This is a genomic window from Pseudomonas sp. GW821-FHT03C07, from assembly GCF_059420925.1.
The window spans coordinates 110,181-122,856 of sequence record NZ_JBWKUQ010000007.1; the positions used below are offsets into that span (position 1 = coordinate 110,181).

General features: G+C 57.6%; 8 protein-coding genes. 3 read left to right on the forward strand and 5 right to left on the reverse strand.

Annotated elements, in window-relative coordinates; genetic code table 11:
* Window positions 1–2 precede the first annotated feature (2 nt).
* The gene (locus AC07VG_RS15920; RefSeq protein ID WP_495021513.1) at window positions 3–3,956 is read right to left on the reverse strand and encodes a response regulator; all 3,954 of its coding nucleotides are present in this window, start codon (window positions 3,954–3,956) and stop codon (window positions 3–5) included.
* A gap of 381 nt (window positions 3,957–4,337) precedes the next feature.
* Between AC07VG_RS15920 and AC07VG_RS15925 the strand changes: the two genes are divergently transcribed.
* Window positions 4,338–5,615, forward strand: coding sequence for an MFS transporter (locus tag AC07VG_RS15925; protein ID WP_495021514.1), 1,278 nt, complete (start codon window positions 4,338–4,340; stop codon window positions 5,613–5,615).
* Here the strand turns inward: AC07VG_RS15925 and AC07VG_RS15930 are convergent.
* Window positions 5,595–6,230 (reverse strand): LysE family translocator, encoded by a 636-nt coding sequence (locus AC07VG_RS15930; protein ID WP_495021515.1) that lies wholly within the window; start codon window positions 6,228–6,230, stop codon window positions 5,595–5,597. The genes AC07VG_RS15925 and AC07VG_RS15930 overlap by 21 nt on opposite strands.
* 115 nt (window positions 6,231–6,345) lie before the next feature.
* Here AC07VG_RS15930 and AC07VG_RS15935 point away from each other — a divergent pair, with 115 nt between their 5' ends.
* Together AC07VG_RS15935 and AC07VG_RS15940 are read left to right on the forward strand one after the other, a co-directional pair.
* Window positions 6,346–7,263, forward strand: coding sequence for a LysR substrate-binding domain-containing protein (locus AC07VG_RS15935; protein ID WP_495001478.1), 918 nt, complete (start codon window positions 6,346–6,348; stop codon window positions 7,261–7,263).
* Window positions 7,264–7,544: 281 nt separating this feature from the next.
* Complete coding sequence (locus tag AC07VG_RS15940; protein ID WP_495021516.1) at window positions 7,545–8,063, forward strand: DUF4142 domain-containing protein; 519 nt, start codon at window positions 7,545–7,547, stop codon at window positions 8,061–8,063.
* Window positions 8,064–8,174: 111 nt separating this feature from the next.
* Here the strand turns inward: AC07VG_RS15940 and AC07VG_RS15945 are convergent, their stop codons facing one another.
* From AC07VG_RS15945 to AC07VG_RS15955, 3 genes are all read right to left on the reverse strand, one after another.
* A complete protein-coding gene (locus AC07VG_RS15945) occupies window positions 8,175–8,474 on the reverse strand; it encodes a DUF6388 family protein (protein WP_495001480.1) in 300 nt (99 codons plus the stop codon).
* A gap of 91 nt (window positions 8,475–8,565) precedes the next feature.
* Window positions 8,566–12,054, reverse strand: a complete 3,489-nt coding sequence (locus AC07VG_RS15950) for a pilus assembly protein (protein ID WP_495001481.1) — start codon at window positions 12,052–12,054, stop codon at window positions 8,566–8,568.
* 49 nt (window positions 12,055–12,103) lie between these two features.
* Complete coding sequence (locus tag AC07VG_RS15955) at window positions 12,104–12,673, reverse strand: hypothetical protein (RefSeq protein ID WP_495021517.1); 570 nt, start codon at window positions 12,671–12,673, stop codon at window positions 12,104–12,106.
* Window positions 12,674–12,676: the final 3 nt, after the last annotated feature.

Sequence of the window (12,676 nt, forward strand, 5' to 3'; positions counted from 1 at the left end):
GGTCAGGCTTGCTCCAGCATTTCATACGCACTCAGTGCCGCGGCCGTAAAGTCCAATGCCCTGACCTGTTTGAGGAATGGATTGAATCTGGCCAGTCGTTCCGCTGGCGTTTGCGCCAATAATGTTTCAGCCGCCGCGATGGCTTGCAAGTTGGAAGTATTCAGCAGTGTTAATATTTCGTTCAAGTGCTGTCGCCATTCTGTCAGGGGTAAAGCGTCTCCAGCCGGGTCAATCGGACCCGCGGGCTCGGCGAAGGCATGGGTCAATTGCTCAAGGCAGTCCTGCAGCAATTGCCGCAGCTCAACCGTACAGCCGTTGTAGAGAGGGGTAGTGAACGTCGAGGCATCGCCAGCGTCCAGCGCTTGCTCAAGCTGGTCGGCTTTTCTTGAAAGCGCAAGGGCGCCTATGGTTCCTGCACTGCCTTTGAGGGCATGCAGTACACTGGCAACGCCCGCACGGTTTTTCTGCGCTATTTGCTCGTCCAGGTTCGCGAGTTGTTTTTCCGTCTCCGCGCCAAAGATCTTCAGGACACTGCGGATCAAATTCAGGTTTCCGTCCATTCGCTCGATGATCGAAGCGCGCGCTTCAATGAGCTCGTCTTGTTCCGTGAGCGGATAATCGGCGACCGGTGCCGCAGGCTCTTTTCCCTCCAGTTGTGCCCGCAACACCGAAACCAGATTCTCGATGTCGATCGGTTTGCCGACATGCCCGTTCATGCCCGCTTGCAAGCAGGCTTGCCGATCGGCGGAGGACGCATTGGCGGTAATCGCAATGATGGGCAGCGTGGCAAAGCGAGGGTCGATTCGAATTCTGCGGGTCGCTTCGTAGCCATCGATATCAGGCATCTGCACATCCATCAGCACGGCATCGAAGGACTTGCCTCCCGTTGTCACGCAGCTGACCCCCTCAAAACCGCCTTCGGCCAATTGCACGCTGGCCCCTTCCGATTTCAGCAGTTCGTCGATGACCTGACGGTTCAAGGCGTTGTCTTCAACCACCAGGAAGCTGAGACCCGCAAGGCGCCTTGAGGGCTTGTGCTCGAACGCCGGAGTTTCAGTCGGCGTGGTGCTGCCTTGCAACGCCCGTAAAATGACCTCGGTCAACTGCCTGGGCGTCACGGGCTTGGTAATGAATCCGGCGAAAGGTGCATCGCCTCGATCATGGCTCTCGGCGAGTACTTCGCGCCCGTAGGCGGTGATCATGACGACCACGGGAGGCGGTACCCGTCCTTTCAGCTCGCGAATCAACTTGGCCGCGCTCATGCCATTCAAGTCCGGCATGCGCCAATCCATCAGGACCACGTCGTAGCGCTCTCCCTCATGGAGGGCTTCACTTATCCTGCTCACGGCGTCGACACCCGAGGACACGAGGTCGGCCTGCCAGCCCAGGGCGGCCACCGTGCGCATCAGCAACTCAGCGGCAATCGGGTTGTCGTCGACCACCAGCACCCGCATCGAATGGTCGACGGGCAGAGGCACGGTCCTTTCCGTTGCGCCTGTGTCCACCTTCAGCCAGACATCGAACCAGAACCGGCTTCCCACATCCGGACGGCTTTGCACCTGTAGGTCGCCGCCCATCAGCTTGACCAGGCGCTTGCAGATGACCAGTCCCAGACCCGAGCCGCCGAAGCGACGTGAGGTCGAGGCTTCGGCCTGATTGAAGCCTTCGAAGATATGCTCTATCTGCTCGGCGCTCATGCCGATGCCGCTGTCCGTTACGGCAATTCGAACGTGGACCGCCGAATCCTTGCGCTCGAGGCGTTCAAGACTGACGATGACCTGTCCTTTCAAGGTGAATTTGAGTGCATTGCCGGCGAGATTGATCAAGACCTGCTGCAAGCGCAGGCTGTCGCCGATCAGGCCATTGGGGAGGTCCGGATCCAGATCGAACAATACTTCGATATCCTTCTGGCCCTGGTTGCCGGCCAATACGACACCCAGGTCTTGCATCAAGGGTTCGAAGTCGAAGGGATGCAGGTCCAGCTGCAGTTTGCCCGCCTCGATTTTTGAATAGTCGAGAATGTCATTGAGCAGGCCGAGCAACGACTGGGCGGCTGTTTGGGCCTTGCTCACGTAGTCACGTTGACGCAAGTTCAGCGGCGTGAACTGCACCAGGTGCAGCATCCCCAATACCGCGTTCATGGGCGTGCGGATTTCATGGCTCATGTTCGCCAGGAAGGATGATTTGGCTGCACTCGCCGCGTCGGCCTGCTCCTTGGCATGGCGCAGGCTCACTTCCATCTCATGCTGGGCTGTCACGTCATGATTGATTCCCGTCATGAGGGCCGGTGTACCGTTGGCATCGCGTTCGACACGGACTCGTGTTTCCAGGTGACGTACGCGCCCATCGGGCAGTACGACCCGGAACGATGGCAGGCGCTGTTCGCGATCAGCGATCACCGCGTCGAGCGCCGCGATGACGATATCCCGGTCATCCGGGTGAAACCGCGAGCGCCAATGCTCGAAGTTCAGACCCTGCTCGGCCAACGCCTGTGAGTACCCATAGATCTCGCACATACGATCATTCCAATGCAACGTACCGTCGCAAAGGTTCCACGACCAAATGCCGAGCTCGGCGATATCGGCCGCCAACAGGAGATGGTCACGGGTCGCGGCAAGATCGCTACGGTGTTTCTTCTGTTCGGTGATATCGGTCATGACGCAAACGAAGCAGCGTTCGTCGGTGCCTTTCATTGAGCTGGTGGAGGCGTAGAGCGGAAAGCTCGACCCATCCTTGCGCAAGCCCACCAACTCCACGCTGCTACCGGTTTCATTGAAGCCCTGCTGCGAGAACTGTGCGCTGTAATCGTTGTACGCCGCGAGGTGAGACTCCGGGACAAGCGTCCTGACATTGCGTCCGATCAGCTCTTGTGGGTCGTAGCCGAACTCCCGTTGGCCGGCACGATTGATCGATCGTACTTTGCCGCTGCCATCGACCGTGATAATGGGGTTGGCCGCTGTCTCCAGAATCGCCCGCGTGGTCTCCAGGCTCGCGGCAAGCTCTTTTTCCGTTTTGCTTTGCAGATTCACCTGACGAATCAGGCGCAAGCCGAAAATGACCAGCACGCAGACCAGCAAACCCACACCCGCGGCATGCCACAGCGTATCCGACCACCAGGCGGCGAGGTTTTCATCCTTGGAGAGCGCTGCCGCGACGAACAGTGGATAGTCATGCAGGCTGCGGAAACTGTTGAGGCGAACCACGCCGTCCTGAGCCGAGGCAATGGAAAAGGTACCGCCCTCCGGTTGTAGTTTGTGCTCCTGGAAAAGCCGGGTGCTGGTCACGTTTGCGCCGATCAGGCGCTCTTCGAATGGACGTCGGACGGCCATGACGCCTGAGTCAAATTCCAGGGCAACGGCCCCTTCTTGCCCGATCTCGAGGCGATTATAAAACTGCGAGAAAAAATCGATATCGATCGTGGCGCTGGCGACCCCGGCAAAGCTGCCGTCTGGATTGTTAATGCGCCGGGACACGGGAATAGTCCACTTCCCAGTAGAACGACTGCGTAGCGGAGATGCTATATGCAGGCCTAGATCAGGATGCGTTTGATGAAAGATGAAATATTCACGATCAGAGTTGTTATAGCTGCGCAAAGGCCCTGGTGATGAACTGGCGATCAATTCGCCGTTGCGGTCGAACAGATAGAGGCCATCGAGTTGCGGGAGCTCGCTGAGCCGCAAGCTGAAGAGCTGGTGCAAGCGCTCCAGTACTAGTGGGGTGGTACCGTTGTATTGGACGCGCTCAACAACCCCGCTCAGTACCAGGTCGACTTCCCTGATCGTGTCGTCGGCGTGTTGAGCCATCGCCCGTGCAAGGTTCGCGGTGGCGATCGTCACCTCGTTCAGTTGAACCGTGCGCGCGGTGAAACTGCGCCAGATATCGGAACCGACGAGCACGGCGCACATGATGAAAATGAGCAGCGTCATACGGGATGTGAGCGAAAACTTATAGGCCACGTTTGCCTTCCCGATAAGTGGATCAGCCATTGATGAGGCAGTCTGGATTAAACCTGGTAGCGCGGCAACTTGTCCCACGGAAGAAGTTGCGCCCATCGGGCTCCGTTGCCCCAAGCCTAGACAGCCTGTTACTGAATGTATCGTCGTGCGGCGAAAGAACTTCGAACGCAATGGCCGAGAAAACCCGAGCGGCTCTGCGCTCTCATATTTTTACAGATAATTCAACGTGTTACGTTTTTTTATGGTGTTTTTTATGCGTTCGGATGCAGGTTGGCCGCAAAGTTGCTTGCTCCTGTATATACAAGTGTGTGCAGCGGCCATGACCGAACCTGAAGTGGCTGTTGCCCCTCAACCCTAAGCAGGATCCGAGAGCAGACTGTGATGAGCACCAAGGTATTCCCAGGATGGTACGTCGTGTTCGCGGCGCATGTGCTGCTGGCGCTGATCTTCGGTGGCGCCTACTCCTTCGGGGCGTTTTTTTCGCAGATCCAGTCCAACTTCGCGGTGGGGCGTTTTTCCGTGGCATCGGTGTTTTCACTGACCGCCCTGATCTATTACTCAGTCGGAGTCTTCTCGGGTTCCCTGGCGGATCGCATCTCGGCCCGGGTGGTGATCGGTGCGGGCATAATTTTGCTGGCGTTGGGGTTTTTCCTCAGCAGCCTGGCCTCGGGCTCCTTGCCGTGGTTTCTGGTGTGTTTCTGCCTACTGGTCGGGTTGGGCGTCGGTCTGGTGTATGTGCCGACGGTGACAGCGGTGCAGCGCTGGTTCGTCAAGAACCGCAGCCAGGCGTCGGGCATTGCGCTGGCGGGCACCGGGGTCGGGACCTTTGTCGGACCGTCGGCGGCGGGGCTGCTGATGGAGTATTTTTCGTGGGAGTCGACCCTGCAGATTTTTGCTGCGGCCATTCTTGTTGCAGGTCTGTTGGTGGCCTCGTTGGTCAGGAGCCATCCGCAGGAGTTGGGGCTTTTTCCGGATGGTCTCGTGCCTTCTGCTTCGAGCCCCCAGCGTCATGTGGCCGCCAACGGCATGCGCTTGCTCGAAGCCGCGAGTACGGGGCGATTCTGGTGGTACTTCGGGGCAATTTTCTTGGGCTCGGTCGGACTGTTTCTCGCGCTGGTGCACATCAACCCCTACGCGCGACAGTTGGGTATTTCCGCCACTCAAGCCAACTTGCTGATCGGTTTGATCGGCGTCGGTAACGTTGCCGGCCGCTTGTTCCTGGGCAGGCTCGGTGACCGGATGGGGGCTCATCGCCTGCTGATGCTGTTGACCTTGGCGCTGGCGCTGCTCAATCTGCTGTGGCTCGGCGCCCATACCTTCATCACGCTGGCGCTGTTCGCCGTGGGGTTCGGCCTGGCCAATGGCGGCTGCATCTCCCTCTACCCGTCGGTGGCGGCCAACTGGTTCGGCACGGCGAACCTGGGCGCCATCCTGGGTGCCCTGTATATTTCGGTCGGGGTTGCCGCCCTGATCGGTGGGAGTGTCGCGGGGCTGCTGTTCGACTTTTATCAGAGTTACGTGGCTTCGATTTTGCTGGGCGCGCTCTGTGCGCTGCTGTCAGTGCTGTTTATCCTGATTGCCAGTCGCCCGTCGCCTCAGGTCGCTGTCATTGACCGAATCATGACTAAAACACAGGGTTCAATTCAGGCTCGCGAGTAGGGCCCTGGCGGCGTACAGCACCCCGAATATCGCCATCGTCAGCAGAAGGATGCCGGAAGCGAAAGTGATCTTCGCCTTGTGCCGGACCGCGAAGGCCTGGCGGGCGAGCAGGATGTAGAAGGTCATGGCCGCCAGGTCGATCACCGCCCAGAGCACGGCGAGCAAGGCCACGCTATGGCCGAAGGACGGCGTGATCTGGATGAACTGGGGGAAGAACGAAACGAAAAACACGATCTCCTTGGGATTGGAAATCCCCACCAGGAAACCGTTGATAAACCCGTGGCGGCGTCTGTTCTTCATGGCTTGCGCGCTGCCGTCGACAGCTGTCGAGAGGGCTTCCTGGAGACTCCGTACCCCCAGGTAACCGATGAACAGGCAGCCGGCCAGGCTGACCAGATTGATCAGTTGCAGGCTGATCGAGAGGCCGCCGCTCAGGATCAGCGCTGCCAGCAGCGCCAGTACCAGCGATGCGCCATTGGTGCCAAGCATTGTGCGCAGCGCCCGACCGCTGCCGGCCCCCAGGCTGGTGTTGACCAGCAGCGCGACCACCGGGCCAGGCGTGACAATCAGCAGGGAAATGCTGAACAGGTAAAGCAGTAGCAACGAGAGGTTCATCGACAGGTGCCTGCGCGGGAGAATCGGGTCCGCTAAGCCTGAGGTGTCGCCGGGTGTTTGAAAAATGGATAAATCTGTGCCTCACTATGATTATTAATCATAATGAGGCATGCCCATGGCCGAACGTATTCCACCGCTCTATGCCCTGCGTGCCTTCGAGGTGGCGGCCCGCTCTTCTTCGTTTACGCGCGCCGCCGAGGAGTTGTCGCTGACTCAGAGCGCAATCAGTCGACATATTCGTAATCTGGAAGGGCTGTTTGGCTGTCAGCTGTTCGAGAGGAACGGTCCGAAACTGCAATTGACCGAAGCTGGGCAACGCCTGGCCCATGGCTTGAAAACCGGGTTCAAGGTGATCGAGGAGGCCTGCCTGCCTTTTCGTGCGAATGCCGAGCAACTACGGTTGAAGGCGCCGTCCAGCCTGACCATGCGCTGGCTGTTGCAGTCGCTGGAAAACCTCAAGCAGGTCAATCCCGACTTGCCGGTGCAACTGTCCAGTGTGTGGATGGATATCGACACCGTGGACCTCCACACCGAGCCCTATGACTGTGCGATTCTGTTGGGCGACGGGCGTTTTGGTGCCCAGGTCGAGTGTTGCAAGCTCTTCGACGAGTGGCTGATTCCAATCTGTTCGAGCCCGCTGCTGGGGGCCGAGCCCTGGAATCTCGACACCCTGGAGCAGCACGAACTGATTCACTCGTCCACGGACCGGCGCGACTGGCGGCGCTGGTTGGCGGGAATGGGCTGGGAAGGGCAGGCGAGGGTGGAGCGTGGCAAGCTGTTCAGTACCCTGGACCAGGGGATCTCGGCCGCCATGCGTGGGCACGGCGTTTCGATTGGCGACCTGTACCTGATCCTCGAAGATGTCCGTGGCGGTTTGCTCGGGCTGCCGTTCAAGAGTGCCGTCGGCTCGGGAGAGAGCTACTACCTGGTCTGGCTGAAAAGCAGCCTGCGCAAGGAACGCATTCTGGCCTTTCGCGATTTTCTGTTGAGCGATGTACCCGAAATGGATCTGCCGGGCATCGAGTTTCGTTGAACAGGCCCAGCGCTCGCCGGCCAAACATGAAAATTGTTTCACGATTCGCTTGTCACGCAGCGTCTATAGTCGTCGCGCTCGTTCAAAAAGCTTCCCTTGCCCGCCCTCCCGCGGGCTTTTTTTCGCCTGCCAATTGGCGCGGTGGCATGGCCGCTAGTCGGCAGGATAGCGGCTGTGGCGATCACCGTTCGTCGGTCCCATGGTGTTTTTTTAAACCTTGCCGGCCAGCTCCTTTCCAACGCTTTAGCCAAGCTGTTTTTTTAAAGTGCTGGAGCAAGCCCATGAGCCGAAAGGTCCCCCTGTTACGCCTCACCTCCCTTGTCCTGCTGTTGGGCGCAAGCCTGGCGGGGCCGGTCAGTGCCGGCAGCCCCGCGGAGTTCATCGATTCGGCCTCGGCGGCCGGGATTGCCGAGATCGAGACCAGCCGCCTGGCGATCGAGAAAACCACATCCACGGACATCAACAGCTTTGCCGTGGAAATGATCAAGGACCACACCGATGCCAACCGCGACTTGAAGGCCATCGCCGCCCATCACAACCTGGTCATGGCGCCGGAGGCGGAAATCCTCGACCGGGCGCGCAAGCTGATGTTGCTAGTGCAGGAAGGCGAATCCTTCGATATCGCCTACGTGGCCAACCAGATCAAGGTCCACGAAGACGCCCTTCGTTTGTTCAAGGATGAAGCCGAACATTCCGCGTCCCCGGAGTTGAAAGCCTTTGCCACACAAACCCTGCCCAAGCTGCAAATGCACCTGGACATGGCCAGGAAGCTGGAAATGACCCATCACAAGGGCAATTGAGCGAGTAGCCAGGTGTTCTTCATTGGCGGCGGGGGACAACTGGCGAGGCCAATGCCCGCCAAGCTCTAGGCGTCCATCAGGGGCTCAAGTGCCGTTGGCGCGACGAACGGCTCAGTCTTCGCTGATTTCGTTGAATGAGCAGTACTCCTCCCAGTCCATGCCCAGGGCCTCGGCCACTTCGCGGTGGACTTCCAGGCGCATGGCCTTGAGTTCCCCGGGTGTCTCGGCTACCAGTTGCAGGGTCAGCTCCCAGGGTTCGAGGCCCTGGTTTTCAGCTTCGTCCTCGAAGGCCCACTGGAACTGTTGCTGTTGTTCCTTCGGGCTCAGGTCGCGGGTTTCTTCGCGCAGGTGCGGGTTGGCGTCGAGGAACTTGGCGAGGGCGACCTCGTTTCGGGATTCTTTGGCGATCATGCTGGCGTCTCTGTTGGATGGCCGGGCGGCAAGCCGTCGGCGGGCCCACGGGCCCGGAAAATACTGTAGCCATTAAGGTGCGTATCGTGCCCTAACCCCGAACTTCTCGCCAAAAAATCTTGTGTATGGTTGTCGCACCCTTGCCGAGCAAGCCGAGACTGATCACGCTGTTATCGGAGCCGTGGGAAAAACTAATCACAGTACCGTTGGAAAGAACAGCGACCACTGGGCGAGAGGAGAGGTTGCTTCCTAAATTCCGACCTGCCCAAGGGGTGACTCCCGTGGCGAAGTACGAGTTATCCAGCTGTCCGCCAGTGCTTTCACTCACTTGATATTGATAACTATTTGAACTGCAAGCCGAAGTGGACGGTGCGTTGGAGTTCAAGACCAACGTACCAAAAGCCAGCTGCATATCCGTCGTCACGCCTTCCCCTGCGGGCAAATCGAAATACCAACCTTTTTGAGTTGAGTAGTCAACGGCGTTGTGACTGATTGTCCGGAACCCACCCGTCACCACGGTGACTGTCTGCTGAACCAGCACGCTACGAGGCGAGTTGGAACCTGTGTAAATCGTCCCGTCATCAAGAAACGCATAAACGCTTTGGGTTTGAGTGGAGCTAAAGTCCGACGTGGCCAGGGCCCGGCCTGTGCCGACAAAGATCGCGGTCTGGCTGTTAACTTGCCCCACCTCGACACTCTGAGTAATCGGTTGGGTGGCGCCGCCGCTGTCCTGCAAGACCGCAATGCGGGTAACCGACCAGTTCGCTGGATTCGCGTCCGAGATATTGAATTTGAAGATATTGCCGTTCAGATCGCCGGCGTAGACAGCCGATGCTGTCACCCCATCCGCGGCGAACGCTGAAAGGTGAGACAGTCCAGCCGGAGTCAGTGAGGATCCGTAGCCAGTGGATATATCACGAATCACCGCACCGGTGTCAGGGTTCAAAACGAACAGATGGCCGGCATAATCCCCACTGTTGTTGTAGCCGGATGAAACCATGACGACATAGCCGGCGGCTGTATTGGCAATCAAGGGTTGACCATAAGAAAGCCCCACGTTATTGGTCACGCTGGACGAGGTGCTGGCGTTGGGAAACTCCCATTTGACCTTTGACGCCAGATCAGCCGAACTGGTGGCTGCCGGATTCGTGACGTCAAGGGCATAATAACCGTTGCCCCCTGCGCGAAGCCCGGCCACCAGCAAAGTCTTCCACGTACTTCCGGTATTGACATCACGAACGGTTGGGGTGCCATCCACGGTGAAGATGTGGTTGTAGGTTTTTTGGGCTAACTGGCTGAGCTTTGAAAGCACCAGACTTGGAATGTAAGCCCACAGCTCGCCACCGTTACTGGTGTCAATGGCATGAAGCATGCCGTCATTGCCTGCCTGATAGACAACAGTCTTGCGGCCGGCGATCGTCTGACCAAAAGTCGTGTAGCTGCTGTCAGTCGTTATGCTCCAGGACCGTTTGTCGTTCACCATCACGGGCTCTGCATCTATCAGATCACCCAGGACATGGGTTCGGGTGCGGTACAATGTCCCTTCGTTGGAGCGATCCCCCGTCAACCAGCTGGCAACCGTGGCATTGTCCGTGGCGTTCGGGGAATTAAGCAGGGCTGTTTGGGTGGTACTCAGTCCACTGGGAAAGATCGCGCCACTGCTACCCGTGTAAGAAGCAAATTTTCTGGTGGTCCAGTCCAGCGCATCCAACGTCGCTTGAAAACTCCACAGTGAGTTGGTAGCCGACGTATTCCCTGTGGTGATATCAATCGGCGAAGCGACTAAGTCGCCATACCAGGCGGACGCATTGAAGCTGGCAATGTAGGCCGTGTTGTCACCTGGTTGGATATTGATGTTGGACACGGTGATGGCGCCCCCCGCCCCTGATTTGTTCAGCAGGTCGGAAATGATGCTTTTAATTGAACTTGTGGCACTCACACTGTCGGTTGCCAACAGCATCTTACCCCGGCCATTTATTGTCGCATGGTACAGGTCATCAACGGCTGTCGGGCTGTGCGACACGCTGGGGTTGGGCCAGGTGGGGGAGTAGGTGTACGGGTCTTTATCTTGATTGGACCCCGTCCCGAAGATCGTCCCCTGCGCGCCCAATGTCATCCCATACATATTCACGTGCAGGTTAGGGTTCTTGTCTGCGTTTGGGGCGGTCGCATTCGGATCGTAAGGCACCAGGCCGGTTGTGAAGGTGGAACTACCCACGGTCTTGCTATAATAATAAGCTGCCAAATCCGCCAACGTACCTGAGTAGATCGTGGTATACGGCGCTGAATTGAACCACGGGCTAGACGAGTAAGTCCCAGTCGTCGTGCTCGTGGCATCAGCAAAGCCGTCAGTCACGATCATGATGCTATTGCGCTGGCAGGCGTACTGAATGTATGTCTTGCTGCTGTCGTTCACATAAAGATCACCGATCGTTTTCAACAGTGTCCGGGTCGGCGTACCGCCAGCGCCAAACACACGATAGATCAATCCAAGCAGGTACTGGTAATTCGTCGCCGCGGTCGTTGAGTTAAGATCAACCATGCTGGCCACGTTGCTGGAGTCCATCCAGCGAGCGCCCATGCGAAGATTGGTTAATTGAGGCAATACCGCAGACATTGCAGAGGACAACATCAGTCTGCGCTTACGGTAATAGGTGAACCAATTGGCAAAATTTTGCATCTCCGCCGCATAGGTGCGCCCCGACGGGAAGGTATTGCCTGACTTGATTTCATATCGACGAAGCAAGGTTCCATCGGGAGCGCTTGCACACGCAGGCGCGCCATTCGTACATGTCGTATCCCGAACCCAATACGTAGCGGGGTAATAGGGAATCGTAATATCGTAGTAGGTCGAGCCCGTGTAACCCGAGCTGGTACCCACCGTCACATTGCTGGTGATGCTGGTACTGCCATTCTGGATACCGGCAATCGATGCCCCCGGAATCACCATCCCGGTATAGAACCTGAACGTCCATCCGCTAGTACCGTTGGTTAGCGTATTGGTCAGGTCATAGGTTACAGTGGGTGATTCTGTAGGATGGATTCGAGCGGCACTGGGGGGGGAATTGCTGTAGGTGGTGGTGGTACTATTATAATAGTCTGACGACCATGGGACATACGTTGTATTGGGGTTGTAGTACAGGGGGTTGTATTCATAATCCCGTAAGTAGGCGTAGCTCGGGATAAAGGGCGCGGCGTAACCTTCGCCGGCCGCTGCGGTGTCTATGTATTTCCGGGAGCTGTTGGGGAACAGGTATTCATACTTTAGCCAGGTCGTGCTGGTGGCCCCGACAGAGTTATAGTTCGGGGCATAGTAAGTGGCACTGTAAACATCGGAACTGTTCCAGCCGGTAAAACCCGCTTTGCCGGAAGTCGAGTTGTACCAAAGGGCACCGTCATTACTCGCCATCAACACCTCGGTGTCCATCGAGCCTGAATCGTCAATTGCCAGTATCATATTGGGCTCGACCACATTCAGCATGCCCAATGGAAGTTGAGCAATGTCGGTGGTCGCTGCAAAGGCCGGAGCGGCTAGCTCGGCCAGAAAAAATATTACGAGCAGTTTCGCTAACGTATGCATGTACCCCCCAAAAAACCTGATTTTTCTTTAGCCGTGCTAACGTTGTTGATTATCTTGAAATGGTTGTTTGGGTCGTTACCACGGTCCCGGTCCTCTTGGGGGCAGAAGTCTTCACCGTTACCCGGTACAAAATAGGGTATGTCATGAGTGATTTGCCATCTTGATTCCCGCCCCGCAGGCTGTAGCTACCGCCGTTAGCCGCTGTCGGCTTTTCGACTTGGCACTGCGTTCCTGTGCTAGTAACTACCGCGACCGTACAAAGCCGCTCGATGTAGTAGACAGAAGAATAGGTGGTGGACAGCGCCACCGCGGTCAGGCAACTCCAACCATCTCCGCTGGCGCAAGGGAGGGGTAAACCGCTGGCATCCACCCGGGTCAGAATGGTTGGGGAGTAGACGTTCGCGTCAGCCACCGTCAAATCCGCCTTGCTGGCGATATAGGCTTTGACGGCCGGCAATACGCTATCCGAGGCAGTCAAAGCACCTTCCCGGTAGGAGTAGTTCCCGACGGTGGTGACATTCATGCTGACGGAGCGGATCAACCCAACCGAGGCAATCAAGAAGATGCTCAGCAAAATAAGCGTGAGGATAAGCACCGCACCGCGCTGGTTGTTTTTCATCGC

Excerpts from the sequence above, each read along its gene's own strand:
- AC07VG_RS15945 (WP_495001480.1), bottom strand. The coding sequence starts at position 8,474 with ATGATCGCCAAAGAATCCCGAAACGAGGTCGCCCTCGCCAAGTTCCTC.
- AC07VG_RS15950 (WP_495001481.1), bottom strand. The coding sequence starts at position 12,054 with ATGCATACGTTAGCGAAACTGCTCGTAATATTTTTTCTGGCCGAGCTA.
- AC07VG_RS15955 (WP_495021517.1), bottom strand. The coding sequence starts at position 12,673 with ATGAAAAACAACCAGCGCGGTGCGGTGCTTATCCTCACGCTTATTTTG.
- AC07VG_RS15935 (WP_495001478.1), top strand. The coding sequence starts at position 6,346 with ATGGCCGAACGTATTCCACCGCTCTATGCCCTGCGTGCCTTCGAGGTG.
- AC07VG_RS15940 (WP_495021516.1), top strand. The coding sequence starts at position 7,545 with ATGAGCCGAAAGGTCCCCCTGTTACGCCTCACCTCCCTTGTCCTGCTG.
- AC07VG_RS15930 (WP_495021515.1), bottom strand. The coding sequence starts at position 6,230 with ATGAACCTCTCGTTGCTACTGCTTTACCTGTTCAGCATTTCCCTGCTG.
- AC07VG_RS15925 (WP_495021514.1), top strand. The coding sequence starts at position 4,338 with ATGAGCACCAAGGTATTCCCAGGATGGTACGTCGTGTTCGCGGCGCAT.